This is a genomic window from Acidithiobacillus marinus, assembly GCF_002847505.1.
GTDB lineage: Bacteria > Pseudomonadota > Gammaproteobacteria > Acidithiobacillales > Acidithiobacillaceae > Acidithiobacillus > Acidithiobacillus marinus.
The window spans coordinates 20,080-38,766 of the sequence record NZ_MXAV01000046.1; the positions used below are offsets into that span (position 1 = coordinate 20,080).

Sequence of the window (18,687 nt, forward strand, 5' to 3'; positions counted from 1 at the left end):
ACCAATTCAGTCAGATATTACCTGTCACCTGACTAACGGGCAAGGGATTCCAGCAGCAGCTTTCCTGAAGCGGTGATTCCAGCAGCATCCAGACCCAATTCGGCGAGCCACTGCGAGGCATCTCCTTGCTCAATGAATTGATCGGGTAAGCCGAGAATACGCATGGGGAGCATCTGTCCCTGATTGAGCAGGTATTCGGCCACCGCCGAACCGGCCCCCCCGGCAATAACGCCCTCTTCCACCGTGATCAGAGCCTGATGGGTTCGGGAGACTTCATTCAACAGCTCATGATCCAGAGGCTTGACGAAGCGCATATTGATCACCGTGGCATCCAGCGCTTCTCCCGCTTCCAGGGCCGCAGCGGCACGCGTACCAAAGGAAAGAATCGCCAGTTTTTTTCCGGTACGCAGAGTTTCCGCCTTACCTATAGGTAGCTGCCGTTGCAGATGCTTGTCGAGCTCCAGACCCACCCCGTTACCCCGGGGGTAACGCACCAGTGCCGGGCCGGGATAGGCAAATCCGGTATTCAACATATCCCGCAATTCCTGCTCATCCTTGGGGGCCATGATCACGAGATTCGGGATACAGCGGGAATAGGCCAGATCAAAGGCGCCCTGATGGGTCGCCCCATCAGCGCCCACCAGACCGGCACGATCAATGGCAAAAAGGACAGGCAGATTCTGGATGGCTACATCATGGAGCAGCTGATCATAGGCGCGTTGCAAGAAGGTCGAGTAAATCGCAACTACTGGATGAATACCATCACAGGCCATTCCCGCTGCAAATGTCACTGCATGCTGCTCGGCAATACCGACGTCGTAATAGCGTTCGGGATAAAGCTGCTCAAAACGCACCAGCCCCGAACCCTCGCGCATGGCCGGAGTAATAGCTACCAGACTGGATTCGGCACCGCCCTTGTCACAGAGCCAGTCACCGAAAATTTTGGTGTAAGTAGGCGGACCACCGGCTTTTTTAGCCATTTTCCCGTCACTCTGGTTGAAGGGCGTAACCCCATGATAGGTACAAGGGTCGTCTTCAGCAGGACCGTAACCCTTGCCTTTTTTGGTCATGACATGCAAAAGCCGTGGGCCTTCAATTTTCTTGAGGTTTTCCAGGGTGGGAATCAGGGTGTCCAGGTCGTGTCCATCAATGGGGCCAAAGTAATTGAAGCCCATTTCCTCAAAAAGTGTTCCGGGCGTGACGAGCCCTTTGACGCCTTCCTCGGCTTTTTTGGCCAGTTCGCGTAGGGGTGGCACCAAGCTCAAGGCCTGACCGGCGCCATCCCGGACAGTGTTGTATAAACGCCCCGAAAGAATACGGGTCAGGTACTGGGAGACGGCGCCCACATTGGGGGATATGGACATCTCATTGTCATTCAGCACGACCAGCAGGTTGGCATCCAGAACCCCGCCATTGTTCAGGGCTTCATAGGCCATGCCGGCGGTCATGGCGCCATCGCCGATAATGGCGACGACTTCGCGATCGCGTTTTTCCAGCTTGGCCGCCACCGCCATACCCAATCCGGCACTGATGGAGGTGCTGGAGTGCCCGGCACCAAAACTGTCATAAGGACTTTCATCACGCTTCAGAAATCCGGAAAGTCCATCTTTCATGCGCAGTCGCGAGAAGCGCGCGCCTCTGCCAGTAAGAATCTTGTGGGGATAGGCCTGGTGGCCGACATCCCAGACCAGGCGATCATCCGGGGTATTGAATACGGCATGCAGGGCCACCGCCAGTTCAATCGTTCCCAGACAGGAAGACAAGTGCCCTCCGGTCTGACTCACGGATTCCAGAAGAAACTGACGAAGCGCTCTGGCTACGCCCTTCAATTCCGTACGGGACATGGTCCGCAGTTCTTCAGGCATGGGAATGCCTTTTAACAAGTCTGTCATTTGTTTCGCTCGACAATGAGGCGCGCCAATGCGCGCAGGTGATCCGCCTCGTGCTTCCAACCATGCAGAGCCGTCAGCGCTTCTTCCAAGAGACGATGCGCATAATTCTGAGCTTCCCTGAGTCCCAGGAGAGTGACAAAACTGGGCTTGTTACGGCTGCGATCCGCGCCTTGCAGGGCTTTCCCGGTTTGCTGAAGGTCGCCGATTTCATCAAGGATGTCATCCTGCACCTGAAAAGCCAATCCTACCCGGTCAGCATACTGTAAGAGCAGAGCCCCCTGTTCGCTGGTTTCCGTAATTCCGACGGCGCAGAGAGACAACTGAATGGCGCAACGGATCAGCATCCCGGTTTTGTGCAGATGCATCTGTTCCAGGGCGGGAAGAGCCAGTTCATGGCCGACGGCGGCCAGATCAATCGCCTGACCACCCACCATCCCCCGGGAACCCGCCGCCTGGGCCAGTACCGCCAGCATCCGCACCTGCCAATCTGGTTCCACCCCCCAACCCGGTTCAGAAAGCACAACAAATGCCTGGGCCTGCAAGGCATCTCCCACCAGAATGGCGGTCGCTTCATCATAAGCCTTATGGCAGGTAGGAAGGCCACGCCGTAAATCATCATTGTCCATGGCCGGAAGATCATCATGTACCAGGGAGTAGGCATGAATCATTTCCAGGGCGGCAGCGGGACGATCCAGCTGTTCCGGAGCAATGCCCAAACACAATCCGCTGGCATAAACCAGCAAGGGGCGGATCCGTTTTCCTCCACCCAGAGTGCTGTAGCGCATGGCGGCATGAAGTCTGGCTGGTAAGGTATGATCATTCGGTAACAAGTCTTGCAGGACCGTTTCAATGCGACTGACGGCTTGCTGACGGAATTCGGTAAAATTCTGGGTGGTTTCCAGAGTTTCCAGGGTCATTTTAGAGTTCATCCTGATTCATCGGGGTGGCATTTTCTCCCAGCAGTATCTCGACGGTCTGACGGGCCTGCTGGAGTTGCGTTTCGGCACGTTTGGCGAGATCCATTCCCTGCTTGAAAAGAGCCACAGAGTCTTCGAGACCTAATTGGCCGCCTTCCAGGCGGCGCACCGTGGCTTCGAGAGCATCCAGGGTGCTGGCAAAGTCTGCGGGGGTATCTGCCGAAGCGCTGGTATTATTCATGTCATTTTCCATGTTTGCCAATTAAACACTAGGCCCCATACCCGGGGCAAGCGTTGCACATCATAAATCCATACTGGACGGTCGGTCGATCCAACACTACTATTTCAGATGTTTTTCACTTTCCAAAAGGCTGCACCCCTCATGTCGCTCCAAAAAACGGCACAGATGACGCTCCTGCCCAGACGGGAAGGCACCCGCTTTGACGTACTTGGTGCCATCAGCGTGTCGCATTTTCTCAATGATAGCATCCAATCGCTCATGCTGGCGGTATATCCGCTGTTCAAAACCCATTTTGATTTGAGTTTTGCTCAGATTGGACTCATCACTCTGGCCTATCAGCTAACCGCGTCGATTATCCAGCCGCTGGTAGGGCGTTATACGGACAAGCATCCCTTACCTTTTTCGCTGCCTATCGGCATGGTATCTACCTTTGCCGGACTACTGTTACTCTCCATTGCACCCAATTACCTCATACTGTTGCTGGCTGCCGCCCTGGTAGGGCTCGGTTCCTCGGTTTTTCATCCCGAATCTTCCCGGGTTGCCCGCATGGCCTCGGGTGGCCGGCATGGCCTCGCCCAGTCCATTTTTCAGGTGGGCGGCAATGTCGGCACGGCGGTGGGCCCGCTTCTCGCGGCCTTTATAGTGATGCCCAACGGTCAGCATAGTTTGTCGTGGTTTTCACTGGCAGCGCTGCTGGCCATTGTCATTCTGACTTTTGTCGGACGCTGGTACCAGCATCAGCATCGTCTGCCCAAAAAGCCGCAGGCGGCAAACCGGGAAGCGCTAATGCCCGCAAAAATGGTCAAACGCAGTATTGCCATCCTGGTCGCCCTGATGTTTTCCAAATTTCTCTATTTGACCAGCATCAGCAGTTATCTGATTTTTTATCTGATGCAGCGTTTTCATATAGCCACCCAAGAAGCGCAGTTGCATCTGTTCATTTTTCTGGCCGCTGTAGCCGCAGGCACCTTGATGGGCGGCCCGATTGGTGACCGTATCGGCCGTAAAAAAGTCATCTGGGTTTCCCTCTTGGGTATCGCTCCCTTTACCCTGGCCTTACCCTACGTGGGCCTGACCATGAGCGCATTATTGACTGTGATTATTGGCTTTTTGCTGGCTTCGGCTTTCCCGGCCATCGTGGTTTATGCGCAGGAGCTGGTTCCCGGCAAGGTCGGGACTATTTCTGGCCTGTTCTTTGGGCTGGCATTTGGTCTAGGTGGTGTGGGTGCTGCAGTTTTGGGAGAGCTGGCAGATATCTGGAGTATTCAGGTGGTTTATCAGGTCTGTGCTTTTCTACCCTTGCTGGGCCTGCTTGCAGCTTTTCTGCCGCATATTCCAAGTGCCCGGGGAGAAGCCCACTAAGCGTCTTTACTCGCAGCGATTGATAAGACAAGCTAAGCACTGCCGCCCGCCTTGTGCGGGCCTCTTTCTGGAGCGGCACAGCCGCGAGGTTAGGACGATTGGCCTTCGCTGAACAAAAGTTTTACTTTCTGATACCCGAAGAAAAACCCCACTGGAGCGAAAGCCTCGCCCCGTGGCTGGTTATTTCTGCCAGCATCATTGCATTGATTCTTTTTCTGTTGATTCATGTTCAGAAACCTAAAATGCAGGCTCTGCAAAACCCGACCGAAGTCAATAAAACTTTCCATATCATGCCCGTACCTAACAAAGCTCTGGCGCCGAGTCTGGCAAAGCCGCAGCGCGTGCCTCATCCCCGTCCCATAGTGAAGCCTCATCCGGTAAAACCACAGGTACGGCCACAGGCCGTACCACGGCCCATGCCACGCCCGATCCCCCGACCGCAGCAGCCCCAGCATCCTTTGACCCAGGCGCATGCAGCGCCGCACCGGCCACCAGTGCGCGCGCCCAGTGCCTCATCGGTTCAACAGAACACCCAACCGCCGGGTCCACCGCATATCAGTCTGGGACGATTGCAGGAACAGATGGATCAGGCCGCTCGTGAAGCCACCGCCAGTCCGCCTTTACCTAAATTTGAAAATCCGAAAGGTCCGGTGGCCAGCTTTTATATTGCCGGCTGGATTCAGAAACTGGAACGCATTGGTGATCTGAATTATCCCGGCACTCTGGTCGGTCAGTTGAAAGTCAAGGTGGTGCTGAACCCCCAGGGCAATCTGGAACGCATCATCATGGTGGATCCTTCCGGCAACAAACAGTTGGACGCGGCGGCAGAGCGGATTATTCGGCTTTCTTTTCCCTACATGCCCTTTTCCAAACAGCTAGCTGCCCAGACCCGGAAAATTGAAATTCCCCTGAATATGCACTTTATGGGTGTACGTCGTGTTAATGCCTGGTAACGCATCATGAGGAGAAAGTTTTGAAAAAACCGAAAATAGGCACATTATTATTCGCGTTGTTTCTTGTGCTCTGGGCGGCTGCCATGGTGGCCCTCGTGGTGATTGGATTTACCAACATTCAACCGGCAGGTATTGGTAGCGCAGCCACTACTTCCAGCACCTCCGCTGTGATCAAGGAGTCAAATCATGGATAGCGTGCGCATGGCCAGAACATTGGGATGGGCAGGGATCATTCCCTTGATCATTGCCAACCTGGGTGTCTGGAAAGGTTATGGTGTAGTGGCTTTGACCTTGGGAAATATGTATGCCGCTATTATTCTGAGTTTTCTCGGTGCCATTCACTGGGGCCTGGCGATGAATCGGGAATATAGTGACGATGCACCCATGCTGATGATCTGGAGCGTTATTCCAGCATTGTGGGGATTTTTTGCGTTGTGGTGGTCAGCGCCAGTAGCTTTGGCACTATTAATTCTGGGATTCATCGGCCAATGGTTCGCCGATTTTCGTCTGGATAAACGCTTGAGTCTGCCCGCCTGGTTTTTACCATTACGCAGCGGCTTGACTGCAGCCGTTGTCAGCTTATTGGGCTTGCTACTGCTGCAGTTGTATGCCGGATTCTGATTGCGGTTGTAAATACCGGACAGAGGCCGATAAACGGCCTCGCGGCGTGTCTTGATTAGTGAGCCTGACCCTGCTGGCTGGCAATTTCCTCGCGGACCTTGTCCATGTCGAGGGCGAGCGCCTGCTGGATTACTTCTTCCAGTGCATTGGCCGGCAGTGAACCCGCCTGGGAGAAAATGCCGATCTGCTGGCGAAAAATGGTCAGGGTAGGAATGGAGCGGATCTGAAAAGAAGCACCCAGTTCCTGTTCCACATCCGTATTGACCTTACCGAAAACAATATCGGGGTACTTTTCGGCGGCGGCCTCAAAAGTCGGGGCGAATGCCTTGCACGGGGCACACCAGGGCGCCCAGAAATCCACGATAACCATGTCATTGCCAGTCACGATTTGTTCAAAATTCTCTTGGGTAAGTTCCACAACGGCCATGCTGAGTCCTCTTGAATATCACAATGCGCAGAATTGCGCCGGGCAGACGGGACCATCCCGAATGACAGTAAATTGATATATGCTGACCTTAAAGCGCGAAACTGATGGGGTCAAGGCATGGCATTGATGGATGGACAAATTCCGGTACTTTCGGTAACAGCACTGAATAGCACCGCCCGAGAAATCATTGAAGGTAACTTCCCATTGTTGCGGGTCGAGGGGGAAATCTCCAACTTTATGGCCCCCGGTTCCGGGCACTGGTATTTCTCTTTGAAAGACAGTAAGGCCCAGGTGCGTTGTGCCATGTTTCGGCAGCGCAATACCTACAGCCGGATGCAGCCCCGCAATGGCCTGCAGGTACAGGTACTGGCGCAACCAACACTCTATGAAGGCCGGGGTGAGTTTCAGCTTGTCGTTGAACAAATTCAGGAATCAGGTGAAGGCGATCTACAGGCCCGTTTTCTTGCCCTGAAAGAAAAGCTGGCTACTGAAGGGTTATTTGAATCCACCTGCAAACGTCCCTTGCCCAGTTGGCCGCAGCGGGTTGCGGTGATCACCTCGGCGACGGGTGCCGCCCTGCAGGATATTCGCGCCACCCTGGCGCGGCGCTGGCCACTACTGAGCATTCTGGTATATCCCGTACTCGTCCAGGGAGAGCAAGCCAGTGCCCAGATTGTCGAAGCCCTGCGCAAGGCCAGCGCTCGGCGTAGCGAAGAAGTGATCATTCTGGCGCGAGGCGGGGGCAGCGCCGAAGACCTCTGGTGCTTCAATGAGGAAGCCGTAGCGCGGGCCATTCGTGCCTCTACCCTTCCGGTTGTCACCGGAATCGGCCATGAAATTGATTTCACCATTGCCGATTTTGCCAGCGATTTGCGCGCAGCAACCCCTACGGCTGCTGCCGAAGCGGTCAGTCCCGATCGGAGCGAATGGTTGCCTAAAGTTCAGGAGCAGCATCGTCAATTGACCCGACTGATGCGCAGAAAACTCCAGGATGACGTCCAGCGTCTGGATTTTTTGCGGATGCGCCTGCGCCACCCCGGAGAAGGCCTGGACCTGGCGCAGCAGCGTTTGGCCACCGCCCGGCAAAACCTGGCACGGGCCATGTTATTGCGGGAACAATTCTGGACCCGGCAATTTGCTTATCTGGAGGAACGACGTCGGCGCCAGGATCCCATGCAGCATGTGCTGACGCTACAAAAACAACTGGAAACCAGTCGCAGCAGGCTGCGCCAGATAATGCTGGAACACTTGCAGCGCAATCAACTGCGCCTGCAACAATCCACTGCCGCACTGGGTTTTCTGGACCCTTTGGCGGTCCTGCAGAGGGGGTTTGCGGTATTGCGGGATGCCTCAGGCAAAGTGTTGTTCAGCAGTGCTGACAGCCACTCCGGGGATATTCTGGAAGCCACGCTTGCCCGGGGCACCTTGCATTGCCAGGTGCTGGAAGCGGAGGCAACGGGTGATTGATTCCCCACCATGAAGTGCGGCCCAGGCTATCGACAAAAGCCAGCCTGTCGCTTTACTCTTCCAACTCGCTGCCGCTGAGTCAGTGGTGTGATTTTTTTAGAACAGGGTGTGCATGCCCTGCCAATTCGAGGAGTCTTCATGACCAATCCACAAGTCGTACTGCACAGCAACAAGGGTGATATCGTCATTGAACTGGACGCCGAAAAGGCACCCAATACCGTCGAAAACTTTCTGAGCTATGTGGATGAGGGTTTTTTTGATGGCACGATTTTTCATCGGGTCATTCCCGGTTTCATGATTCAGGGCGGCGGTTTTACTGCTGACATGCAGCAGAAGAAAACCCATGAGCCCATTCAAAATGAGGCCGAAAACGGTCTGAAAAACCTGCGTGGAACCCTGGCCATGGCGCGTACCAATGATCCCCACTCAGCGACTGCCCAGTTTTTCATCAACCTGACGGACAATGATTTTCTCAATTTCAAAGCGGCGTCTGGCTCCGGCTGGGGTTACGCCGTATTTGGCAAGGTTGTCAGCGGGATGGATGTGGTAGACGCCATCGCCAAGGCTCCCACCGGCAATAAAGGCATGCATCAGGATGTTCCCAAAGAGACGGTCTCCATCGACAAGGGAGAACGGGTAACTGCGGCCTGAGTATGTATTCTCTGGATGCAGATTTCGGGGAAGGACCGGTCTGGTTCATTTCTGATCTGCATCTCAGCCCCCAACAGCCTGCTCTCTCTCGTCTATTTCAGCAATTTTGCGATACCCGCGCGCCGGAGGGGCAGGCCCTTTTCATTCTCGGCGATTTGTTTGATTACTGGGTACACCCGGCGCAATCCCGGGAGAGTACCTATGCTCAAGTCTTTGACCGTCTGCAGCAGCTTGCGACCACTGGCATGCGTATTTATGTCATGGTCGGCAACCGGGATTTCGCCTTGAGCTCGAAGCTGCTCGCTCGCTTTGATCTGCAACTGATTCCTGACCCATGTGTCATCCACCTGGGCACGCAAGCTATTCTGCTTACCCATGGTGACCTGCTGTGTACGGATGACCGTCGCTATCAGCGCTTCCGGCGAGTGATTCGTCATCCGCTGACGCGTCTGAGTATCGGCAACCTGCCTTACCCCTGGCTGCAAAAACTGGCAACCCAACTCCGGAGTGGCAGTACCAAGGAAGTCCAGAAAAAGGCTCCGGAGATCACCGATGCCCAGCCAGCTGCCATACAATCCGCTCTGCGCGAAGGAATAGGTAAAACCCGTCAGCATCGTGGCTTTGACGTGCTGGTGCATGGTCACACCCATCGTCCTGTATGGGAAGAAACCCGCGCCGGCTGGCGCATGGTCCTGGGTGCCTGGACTGCGGATGAAGCCATCATCGGGAGATGGGCTGGCGGGCATTGGTCACTGGAGAAAATCATGTCCATATCCTAAACTGCTTCAGATAGGGCATGAGGTTTACCTTGTATCTTAAAAAAGATGCCGACCCGGGAGCGTTGCCATGATGGCCAGTCGTGATGAAAGCAGTGTGATTCAGCAGGGGCTCAGCAGTGACGAGGCAGCGCTGTTAAAAGAACAATTCGGTCCCAATCAACTTCCCGCACCACCCTCCCCACACTGGTGGCAACAACTCCTGCAGCAATTCCAGAACACACTGATTGTCATCCTCAGCATGGCTGCTTTGTTGTCGGTAGTCCTGGGACATTGGGTGGACAGTGCCATTATTGGCGCAGTCATCCTCATCAATACCCTGCTGGGATTCCTGCAGGAAAATCGTGCAGAAAAGGCGGTTGCCGCCCTGCAATCCTACCTGATCGAATATTCCCAGGTTCTGCGCGATGGCCATTGGCAAAAACAGCCATCCAATACTCTGGTTCCCGGTGACTGGGTGCGTATTGAAAACGGGGATCGGGTGCCGGCTGATCTGGATTTACTGGAAGCCCATCAACTGCAGGTGGATGAATCCCTTTTGACCGGTGAATCGCTGCCATTGGACAAGGCCGTTTCCGGTCAAAAGCCGGACAGCATGGTCCATGCAGGTACCTTGGTCACGCGCGGATCCGGGGTCGGAAAAGTCCGGGCCATTGGCTCAGCCACGGCCATCGGCCAAATCCAGCAACTCATGGATCAAACCCAAACCCAAAAATCTCCGCTGTTGCTGCGGATCAACCGGCTTTCCCGGCTGCTGGGCGGCGCAGTACTCGTTCTGGCTGTGATTGCTGCAGCAGTGGCCTGGAAGCGGGGCGAAGATCTGGAATTTGCCATTCTGGCAGCCATCAGTCTGGCGGTGGCCATCATACCCGAAGGTCTCCCGGCGGTGATCAGTATCACCCTGGCTCTCGGTGTTCAACGCATGGCCCGACAGGGTGCTATCATCCGGCAATTACCGGCAGTGGAGACCCTGGGGGCGGTCACGGTCATCTGCACGGACAAAACCGGCACGCTCACGGAAAATCGCATGGCTGTTGCAGACCTACGCCTGGCTGAAGATAACCCTGAGGGACGGCGCCGGGCCCTGGAAATCATGCTGCTCTGTAATGACGCTGAGATCATGCCCGACGGACGCGGCAGTGGTGATCCGCTGGAGCAGGCTCTGCTCCGCTTTGTTCGCGAAGAACAAGCGAATGAGCTGCCTGTCCAACAAGCATTGCCACGCCTGGACACCCGGCCCTTTGACCACGAAAAGCCGTACATGGCAACACGCCATAGCGATCGGGTCGCCATCAAGGGGGCACCGGAATATGTTTTGCGTCACTGCCTGGATTTCCAAAACCCGGAATTTGCCTATTGGGAGGGCGTGATTTCAGAAATGGCCAATCTGGGATTGCGCACCATTGCCCTGGCTGAGGCCGATCCCGCCGATTGGATGACCCTCGATGCGCGAAACTGGCGCTGGCTGGGGGTTGTGGCGCTGCTGGACCCTCCTCGGCCAGCAGTGCCGGCAGCCATAGCCGCCTGTCGCGAGGCCGGCATTCGCGTGATCATGGTGACCGGAGATCATCCCCGAACCGCAGCCACCATTGCCCGTCAAGTGGGCCTGAGTACCGAAAATTCGATCAAGGTGGTGGATCATAATCGGTGGGTTGCCGCAAGCCCGGAAGAACGCCGGGTTTTGGCGCAGGAAGTCAGCGTCTTTGCCCGGGTACAGCCCGCTGACAAGCTGGAGCTGGTGCAGACCCTGCAAAGCAGTGGCGAAGTGGTGGCAATGACCGGAGATGGTGTGAATGATGCCCCCGCCTTGCGGCGTGCCCAGATCGGAGTGGCCATGGGCTTGTCCGGTAGTGCCGTGGCTCGCGAAGCAGCGGCCATGATCCTAACTGACGATGATTTCGCCCATATAGCCAGTGCGGTCGCCGAGGGCCGTCATATTTATCACAATATCCAGCAGACCATCCTGTTCATGCTGCCCACGAATTTTGCCCAGGGACTGGTCATTTTCATCGCGGTGCTTGGCGGAATCACCCTGCCGATTACCCCCTTACAGATTCTCTGGATCAATACCGTCACTGCTGTCACCCTGGCTCTGGTATTCGCCTTCATGGGGGCGAATCAAACGTTCATGCAACGCCCGCCCAGACCGCTGCAAGAGCCTTTGATGACAGGATTACTCTGGCTGCGGATAGGCATTGTGACCACATTTCTGGTAGCAACGGTGTTTGTGGTTTTTTCTTGGGATAATGCGGCTGCCGGGATCCGGCATGCGCACACCCTCGCAGTCAATATACTGATGGCCATGGAAGGCGGAATCCTACTGGCGATGTATGGGCGCAGGCGACTGGATCGGGGTGATTGGGTATTGTATGGCAGTCTGAGCAGCATGGTAGTGTTGCAGGGCCTATTTTCACAATGGTCTCTTTTGCAACATGTTTTTCAGAGTGCGACCATGTCCATGATGGACCTCTCAATCATTTTATTGACGGCGTTCTTGGCCTGGCTGGTCACCCAACTCACTATGCGCATCCGCAAACGCGGAAAACCTTCATCCTGATTCTGATCATGCTAGACTGAATGCACCTCATGAGACAGACAGGAGATGAGCCATGAAAATTGAACGACTCCAGGGCAAGGCCAAGCGAACCAAGCCCAGGCTGGGTGTACACCCTACCCGTATCGAAAAAGATCGCACCGTCTATAACCGCAAGGTCAAGCACCGTGGTCAGCAGGGGGCGCAGGGAGAGGGGCATACCGTGACGATGACCGGTCGTCAGCGTATGCCCTTTTTCATGCACCTTGATATTGCCCATGGCCACATCGCTTAAACCTCAGCCTGTCGCATCCGGTTGGTTATTGCGCTGGTGGAAAGACTCGCTGATTTTGCTGCGCTCGGCACCCCATGCCTTCGCCCTGCTTTATTTGGTCATGTTACTGTTGAATATGGCCTGGCAGCCATTGGTATTGAGTATTCCCATTTCCTGTATAGTGGTGGCCATCATATTTGCCGTAGCCATGGCCATTCATCAGGGCAGCACCCAGTTGGCCGATGTGGGTCGCAGTATTCGCGATGTCCCCTGGTGGCCCCTGCTGCGACTGATTGTGGAAATTGCCCTGCTGGTAGCGGCACTTCTGCTGCTGATGCTGCTATTCCGGCACTATCTGCAAGGCATTTTCAGTCAGGATCATATTTCCTCGGCAGCAACCCTGCATAACCTGAAATCCCCGGACTGGCAGAAACTCCCCGATTGGTTGCGCTCACTCATCACCAATGCCCTGGGTACGGCCCAGACCATGCTGGGCAACGCCTTCCTGCTCCTGTCTGTGGGCGTGATTGTTACCGGCATCACCCAAAGGGGATACCTGGCGCTGCTGGCCGGTTTTCAGGCGGTTCTGGCCAATGTACGGGTATGGCTGAGTTTTCTCATTGCCAGCCTGTTACTGCAGGGGGTTATTACTTTTATTTCGGCCCGTCTGCATACTTATGCTGCCGCCCTGCTGGTATCTCTGCTGGGAGTGGCGGTGCTGATCCTGGTGGGTCTGTATGGCTGGTGTTTTGTGCGGGAAACCTTTGGATTACCGGGTGCTCAGGTGGCTAAAGCTGCTACCGTCACGGCGCGCAAAAGAGCAGCAGCCCATGCTTAAATCTTCCTTCACCCTGCCGTAACTCCATGTCCGGGATATGGTTTCACCTCTCCGACCTGTGGCTGGGGCTTGCCGCAGGATTGGCGGGATTTGTGGACGCGATCGTTGGCGGTGGCGGTTTGATTTTGCTCCCGGCATTATTTGCGAGTTTTCCCCGAGCGGTACCCGCGAGTTTGCTCGGCACCAATAAAGCCGGTGCCATCTGGGGTACTGGCGCGGCATTTCTGTCCTATGCCAGACGGGTGCGGATTCCCTGGAAAACCGTTCTACCGACTGCCCTGGCATCTTTGACCGGGGCTTTGCTCGGGGCCGATCTGGTCAGCAGCATCCATGATACGGCCTTTCGGAAAGTGCTGCCTTTTGTGCTGGCTGTCGTTTTTCTCTACACCCTCGTTAATCGGCAGATGGGACAGGTTCATCGTCCCCGCTTTTCCCAGCGGACAGCTATTATCCTCGGTACTGTGGGTGGTTTCTGCATTGGTTTTTATGATGGATTTCTCGGACCCGGTACCGGCAGTTTTCTGGTTTTTGTATTTATTTTCGTTTTTGGTTTCGATTTTATACATGCCAGCGCCAGCGCCAAACTCGTCAATTTTTCTTCCAATCTTGCCGCGTTGGGATTATTTGCCAGCAAATCCCTCGTCTTCTGGCACCTGGCCTTGTTTTTAGCCGCATGCAACATGCTGGGGAGCCTGCTGGGTACGCGCATGGCTATGACCCACGGCAGCGTTTTTGTGCGCCGCCTGTTTATCGTGGTCGTGCTGCTGCTGATCAGCAAAACGGGTTGGGATGCTTTTGCTGGTTAGAGCTTGATCACTTGACATATAAATGTCATAAAATCTTCACGAAACTGTAATATAATCATGGTATAATTGCAAAGAAAAAAGTCGAAACTGTCATACTCCCAAGCAAAATTTATCGGAGTTAAGGGAATAGACTTCAGGTACCAGTATGCAGTAGTGGCAATTGCCAATATATGTTGCCTCATTCAGGAGAAACAGCATGGGCTGGGACATTACCTATCATTCGATCACTCCTGCGGAAATGCAGAGCTGGTATTTTCAGGGACTCCAGGATCCCGATCAAATCGAACGCTTGATCCAGGCCTTTGCAGTTGATGACTTTAACGCCGCTACAGGAAATAAAAATCATGTTACTGATTGATAATTATATTCGCACCGTAACCCAGAATTACTTCTGCTTCGACGGTCGGATGCAGCGGGTCGAATACTGGTTGTTCGTTCTGGCTAATCTGATCATCCTGTTTGTTCTTGCCATCATCATGGCCTTGCTATCGCTGATCTTTGGAATGAATGGACAAGGTCCTGCGGTGTTTTTCGGTGGAGGCGCCATCGTTTACGGTATTTTCGTCTTGGCCATGCTGTTACCGAGTCTCGGCGCACAAGTCCGGCGGCTCCATGATGTGGATCTTTCGGGCTGGCTCGTCCTGCTCTACTTTATTCCCTACCTGAACGTGATATTTGCCTCGATTCTACTGGCTCTACTTGCCTTGCAAGCACATCCCAATGGTGCCAAATATGGGCCGTACCGCTGACAGCAAACCCGTCGAGACAGATGTTAGCAACATTACAAATGCTTTACAGAGTTGAAGAGTGCTCTTCTGTAGTAGAAAATATCTCTAGAAAACACATTGTCGGAGTGACCATGATGAATAATGGATTTTTGTCCTTTTTTATTTGTATGATCGGCCTGATTGCTCTGCTGGCCGCCCTCCCTCTGTATTTTCAAAAAATCCGTCCGAATGGATTTTATGGGATACGTGTACCCAAGGCATTGGAATCGGAAGAAGCTTGGTACGCCATCAATAAAATGGCAGGCGGAAAAATAGCCGTGGGCGGCTCTATTATGATAGCTAGCGGAATCCTGATACTTTTTCTGCATCAGATTGAAGGTAAAGAGAATCAGGCTCTGGTAATCGTGATGGTCATGACCGTAGCGCTGTTAGGTGGTGCATCGAGCAAAATCCTACGTCCCTCTTGAGGAAGTCTGATCATGAAAAAAATCCTCAACTACCTTATAAAAAACAAAAGAATATGGCAAATTATATATATAATGTTAGCTATTATTGTTTTTGTCTGCATTGTCTTTCCTGCTCTCTTCCCGGCTGATAATATTGTTTTATATTTCATAATACGCTTAGCTGTCATACCTTTTATTCTATTGATTCACCTGGGGTATTACGGATTCAAAAAGATGATGAAAAAATGCCGGACTTAGCCATGATAAAAGCAATCTCCACCTTGACGACGAGTTAATGCACAGGCATCCCGTTGGCATCCTGTGGAATCATCCAAAAATTCCACAGGTAAGTTCAGCAGAACGCCCCCTACTTCATCACGGCGGCTTTTGAGGGCTGCTGGAGATGAATCACAGCTCCAGCCTTGCCGATGGCACTTAATACCGACTGCAGGGCGGCTTCGGTGGTATCTTCGCCAAAAGACACCGCTGAGGCACTTCGTCCGGACTCCAGGCTGACCCGGGCGCAGGCCATGGCGCGGGCTCCGGTACCGGCTCCCAGAGCATGCTGGTCAAACTGCTCCACTTCTGCGTAGATGCCTGCCCCCTGAATCAAGGCGTCCACTAAGGCACCGACGGCGCCGCTGCCCTTGCCCTGTAAAATGCGGGGATGGGCATCACTGCCCATGACCACCGAGGCGATCACCTTGTCGCCCTCGCGTTGCAGGCGATAGCGCCGCATCTGCCAGTCTTCACGGCTCTGCACGAAATGCTCCACAAACAAGGCATGGATCTGCTTAGCCGAGATTTCTCCAGACTGCTGCTCTGATACCTGCTGGACAATGGCGCTCAGTTCCTGGGCCAGCCAGCGCGGCAGGGAAATGCCATAATCCCGCTCCAGCACATGACTGACCCCACCCTTGCCGGATTGGCTATTGATGCGCACCACGGCCTCATAGCTGCGCCCCAAATCCGCAGGATCAATGGGTAAATAAGGCACTTCCCAGAGCGCCTGCTCCTGACCCTGGCGGTGCTGCATCCCCTTGCGGATGGCGTCTTGATGGCTGCCGGAAAACGCGCTGTACACCAGTTCACCAAACCAGGGATGGCGGGGTGAAACGGTCATTCCCGTAGAGCGGGTATAAACGTCGCTGATTTCAGATCCCATGGACAAGTCGAGGCGGGGATCCAGACCTTGGGAGTACACATTCATGGCCATGGTGAGAATATCCATGTTACCGGTGCGCTCACCATTACCGAAAAGCGTTCCTTCAACCCGGTCAGCCCCCGCCAAAACGGCCAGTTCTGCAGCGGCGACGGCACAGCCCCGGTCATTATGGGTATGGACACTGATTTTGACATGCTCGCGTCCACGCAAATGATCGCAGAACCACTCGATCTGATCGGCAAACACATTGGGCATGGCTGATTCTACCGTGGCCGGCAAATTCAATATGACCGCTTGACCTGCTTCGGGTTGCCAGACGGCCATGACCGCTTCGCAGATGTCCACGGCATATTCGAGCTCTGTATTGCTGAAGCTTTCCGGCGAATACTGAAAAGTCCATCGGGTTTCCGGAAACTGTGCCGCACCGGCCTTGACCCATTCCGCCCCGCGTACAGCAATAGCCTTCACCCCTTCTTTATCCAGACCGAATACCTGCTCGCGCTGGACGGGATTGGTTGAGTTATAGACATGCACTATGGCGCGCTCAACCCCCTTGAGGGCCGCATAAGTCCGCTCAATCAGATTTTCCCGAGCCTGGGTCAAAACCTGAATGGTCACATCCCCGGGAATGTGGCCTTCTTCAATGATTTTGCGCACAAAATCAAAATCGGGTTGAGAAGCTGCCGGAAAGCCGACTTCAATTTCCTTGAACCCCATGCGCACCAGCAAATCAAACATCTCCAGTTTTTGGGCCACGTTCATGGGACTGACCAGTGCCTGATTACCATCGCGTAAATCCACGCTGGTCCAGATGGGGGCGTGGTGCATCCGCCGGTTGGGCCAGCGCCGATCCGGCTTGTGAACGGTCGGGAAAGCCTGATAACGACGATGATTGAAACTGCTCATGATGTCTGCTCCTGCCTAGTCAAGATAATGGAAGCACTATACGCTTCCAGCATGGGCAGGTGCTTGCGAATTAGCCCTCATAAGGCGATGATAGCGCATGATTATAGCAAATATTAGCAATTAAAGGACGGAAAATTGCGCCATGAAGCCTGAAGCACCTCATTCATCCCTGGATCGCTACGATCGACGGATTCTCGAAGCCCTGCAACAAGACGCGGGTTTGAGCAATCAGCGACTCGCCGAAAAAATCGGTCTGTCCCCCTCCCCCTGCCTGCGCCGGGTACAGGCTCTGGAAGAGGCGGGGATCATTCGCCAACGGGTGGCGTTACTGCAGCCGGAGAAAATCGGCCTGGAACTGATGGTACTCATGCATATCAGCATGGACCGCCACACCCCCGAGCGTTTTGAACACTTTGAAAGCACCATCAAACAATCGCCCGAAGTGCTGGAATGCTTTTTGATCACCGGCCATGATGCAGACTATCAACTGAAAGTCGTCCTCCGGGACATGGCCCATTTTCAGGATTTTCTGCTCAATCGCCTGACCCGGATTGAGGGCGTCACCGGCGTGCATTCCAGTTTTATTCTGCGCAAGATCATTGATAAAACCGAACTTCCCCTGTAGGGCTTGAGCTAGGATGTCACTTGCATCCAACGCCGTCTGAATGGTTCATAAAACGCGCTGCTGTCCGGCGTGGCGCCCGGCAGAGCGCAGATGGCGGCCGCCAACTCCCCGCCCCGGCGCAGACAGTTTTCAGGACTTGCTCCCCGCCAGTAATTCCATAACCAGGCGGCGGCAAAAGCGTCACCGGCGCCGACGGTATTTTTCAACTCAGCTACAAAAGTTGCCGCGACCCGGTAATAATTTTTCCGGTCCCAATAGGCGGCACCTTCAGCACCACAAGTCAGCAACAAGGCGCCCAAAGAAAAACGTTCAGTAAACACCCGCATCTTGTCCTGCAAATCCGGTCCGGTAGGCAGCGCGTAGGTTTCCAGCAAGATATCGAGCTCGACCTCATTACATTTCAGTACGGCAGCACCTGTCATCCAACTACCCAGGAATTCCGGCTGCCACCAGGGCGAGCGCAAGTTGATGTCCATAAAGCGCCAGGGACTGAGGGCAGCCAAGGTCCGCCAGCTTTGCAGGGATTCCCCCTGCTCCCGCAAGGCCAGGGAACCATGGTAGAGCCAGGCGATGGGCTGAGGCAGAGGGTCTGGCAGAGGGATGGCATCGTAAGCCTGATGGGGAAGAATATGGAACTGATGCCCTTGTAAGGGATCAGGGAGCACCTCTACACGCCCGGTGGGCAGGTGGGTGCTGACGGATAGGCCATTTAACGGCATTTGCCAGTGGCGCATATGCGCCTGAAGACGGTGGCCATGCGCATCATCCCCTACCTGACTGATAAATAGTGCCGGGATACCCAGTCCCTGCAAGTGCTGTGCAACATTAAAAGGCGCACCGCCCAGACGTTGGCTGTCGCCAAAATCATCCACCAGACACTCGCCGAAGATGACACCAGGTGATTTTTGGTTATGCATGAACCATCCAAGTTTTCGTGATTATCCGGCAAATGCTGGATAACGCGCTCTGCTTCCGCTTGGTACACATGAAATATGGTCCGCTGCGTTCTACATCAGCGCCATAAATTGTTATGGTCATGTCTCATTCCTGATACGTACT

Annotated in this window: 21 protein-coding genes; 15 read left to right on the forward strand and 6 right to left on the reverse strand. The window is 54.4% G+C overall.

Annotation, left to right across the window (positions count from 1 at the left end; genetic code table 11):
* Positions 1–32 precede the first annotated feature (32 nt).
* The 3 genes from dxs to xseB are packed head-to-tail and all read right to left on the reverse strand — an operon-like array spanning position 33 to position 3,050.
* Positions 33–1,892: a 1-deoxy-D-xylulose-5-phosphate synthase gene (dxs, locus tag B1757_RS12570; protein ID WP_101538643.1), complete on the reverse strand. Its 1,860-nt coding sequence runs from the start codon at positions 1,890–1,892 to the stop codon at positions 33–35.
* Entirely contained in the window at positions 1,889–2,809 is a 921-nt protein-coding gene (locus tag B1757_RS12575) for a polyprenyl synthetase family protein (RefSeq protein WP_101538644.1), read from the reverse strand. The genes dxs and B1757_RS12575 overlap by 4 nt, the downstream gene beginning before the upstream one ends.
* Position 2,810: 1 nt before the next feature.
* On the reverse strand, positions 2,811–3,050 hold the full coding sequence (xseB, locus tag B1757_RS12580) for an exodeoxyribonuclease VII small subunit (RefSeq protein WP_101538645.1): 240 nt from the start codon (positions 3,048–3,050) through the stop codon (positions 2,811–2,813).
* A gap of 141 nt (positions 3,051–3,191) precedes the next feature.
* On the opposite strand from xseB, the gene B1757_RS12585 reads away from it, so the two are divergent.
* The 4 genes from B1757_RS12585 (at position 3,192) to B1757_RS12595 (ending at position 5,986) form a co-directional block, all read left to right on the forward strand.
* On the forward strand, positions 3,192–4,412 hold the full coding sequence (locus B1757_RS12585; protein WP_172437707.1) for an MFS transporter: 1,221 nt from the start codon (positions 3,192–3,194) through the stop codon (positions 4,410–4,412).
* Between the two features lie 98 nt (positions 4,413–4,510).
* A complete protein-coding gene (locus B1757_RS12590; protein WP_101538646.1) occupies positions 4,511–5,365 on the forward strand; it encodes a TonB family protein in 855 nt (284 codons plus the stop codon).
* 20 nt (positions 5,366–5,385) lie between these two features.
* Positions 5,386–5,559: a hypothetical protein gene (locus tag B1757_RS15495; protein WP_172437708.1), complete on the forward strand. Its 174-nt coding sequence runs from the start codon at positions 5,386–5,388 to the stop codon at positions 5,557–5,559.
* Entirely contained in the window at positions 5,552–5,986 is a 435-nt protein-coding gene (locus B1757_RS12595; protein WP_172437709.1) for a DUF3429 domain-containing protein, read from the forward strand. Before B1757_RS15495 ends, B1757_RS12595 begins: the two co-directional genes overlap by 8 nt.
* Before the next feature lie 55 nt (positions 5,987–6,041).
* On the opposite strand, the gene trxA is transcribed toward B1757_RS12595, so the two are convergent.
* The gene (gene trxA / locus B1757_RS12600) at positions 6,042–6,413 is read right to left on the reverse strand and encodes a thioredoxin (RefSeq protein WP_101538648.1); all 372 of its coding nucleotides are present in this window, start codon (positions 6,411–6,413) and stop codon (positions 6,042–6,044) included.
* A gap of 117 nt (positions 6,414–6,530) precedes the next feature.
* Between trxA and xseA the strand changes: the two genes are divergently transcribed.
* The 10 genes from xseA to B1757_RS12645 all read left to right on the forward strand — a co-directional run bounded on the left by xseA (position 6,531) and on the right by B1757_RS12645 (position 14,953).
* Entirely contained in the window at positions 6,531–7,880 is a 1,350-nt protein-coding gene (gene xseA, locus B1757_RS12605; protein ID WP_101538649.1) for an exodeoxyribonuclease VII large subunit, read from the forward strand.
* A gap of 138 nt (positions 7,881–8,018) precedes the next feature.
* Positions 8,019–8,531 (forward strand): peptidylprolyl isomerase, encoded by a 513-nt coding sequence (locus tag B1757_RS12610; protein ID WP_101538650.1) that lies wholly within the window; start codon positions 8,019–8,021, stop codon positions 8,529–8,531.
* A 2-nt stretch (positions 8,532–8,533) separates the two neighbouring features.
* The gene (locus tag B1757_RS12615; RefSeq protein ID WP_101538651.1) at positions 8,534–9,310 is read left to right on the forward strand and encodes a UDP-2,3-diacylglucosamine diphosphatase; all 777 of its coding nucleotides are present in this window, start codon (positions 8,534–8,536) and stop codon (positions 9,308–9,310) included.
* A 67-nt stretch (positions 9,311–9,377) separates the two neighbouring features.
* Entirely contained in the window at positions 9,378–11,864 is a 2,487-nt protein-coding gene (locus tag B1757_RS12620) for a cation-translocating P-type ATPase (protein WP_253253857.1), read from the forward strand.
* Positions 11,865–11,916: 52 nt separating this feature from the next.
* Positions 11,917–12,135 carry a hypothetical protein gene (locus B1757_RS12625; protein WP_101538652.1) on the forward strand — a complete coding sequence of 73 codons (219 nt, stop codon included), beginning with the start codon at positions 11,917–11,919 and terminating at the stop codon, positions 12,133–12,135.
* Complete coding sequence (locus tag B1757_RS12630; RefSeq protein ID WP_101538653.1) at positions 12,119–12,952, forward strand: hypothetical protein; 834 nt, start codon at positions 12,119–12,121, stop codon at positions 12,950–12,952. The genes B1757_RS12625 and B1757_RS12630 overlap by 17 nt, the downstream gene beginning before the upstream one ends.
* A gap of 26 nt (positions 12,953–12,978) precedes the next feature.
* Complete coding sequence (locus B1757_RS12635; RefSeq protein ID WP_101538654.1) at positions 12,979–13,758, forward strand: TSUP family transporter; 780 nt, start codon at positions 12,979–12,981, stop codon at positions 13,756–13,758.
* A gap of 196 nt (positions 13,759–13,954) precedes the next feature.
* Positions 13,955–14,116, forward strand: coding sequence for a hypothetical protein (locus tag B1757_RS15500; protein ID WP_172437710.1), 162 nt, complete (start codon positions 13,955–13,957; stop codon positions 14,114–14,116).
* Entirely contained in the window at positions 14,103–14,507 is a 405-nt protein-coding gene (locus B1757_RS12640) for a DUF805 domain-containing protein (protein ID WP_172437711.1), read from the forward strand. Before B1757_RS15500 ends, B1757_RS12640 begins: the two co-directional genes overlap by 14 nt.
* Before the next feature lie 110 nt (positions 14,508–14,617).
* The gene (locus tag B1757_RS12645) at positions 14,618–14,953 is read left to right on the forward strand and encodes an SdpI family protein (RefSeq protein WP_172437712.1); all 336 of its coding nucleotides are present in this window, start codon (positions 14,618–14,620) and stop codon (positions 14,951–14,953) included.
* Between the two features lie 346 nt (positions 14,954–15,299).
* Here the strand turns inward: B1757_RS12645 and B1757_RS12655 are convergent, their stop codons facing one another.
* The gene (locus B1757_RS12655) at positions 15,300–17,003 is read right to left on the reverse strand and encodes a 2-isopropylmalate synthase (protein ID WP_101538658.1); all 1,704 of its coding nucleotides are present in this window, start codon (positions 17,001–17,003) and stop codon (positions 15,300–15,302) included.
* Between the two features lie 142 nt (positions 17,004–17,145).
* On the opposite strand from B1757_RS12655, the gene B1757_RS12660 reads away from it, so the two are divergent.
* Positions 17,146–17,628, forward strand: coding sequence for an Lrp/AsnC family transcriptional regulator (locus B1757_RS12660; protein WP_101538659.1), 483 nt, complete (start codon positions 17,146–17,148; stop codon positions 17,626–17,628).
* A gap of 8 nt (positions 17,629–17,636) precedes the next feature.
* Here the strand turns inward: B1757_RS12660 and B1757_RS12665 are convergent, their stop codons facing one another.
* Positions 17,637–18,545, reverse strand: a complete 909-nt coding sequence (locus tag B1757_RS12665; RefSeq protein ID WP_101538660.1) for a PfkB family carbohydrate kinase — start codon at positions 18,543–18,545, stop codon at positions 17,637–17,639.
* Positions 18,546–18,687: the final 142 nt, after the last annotated feature.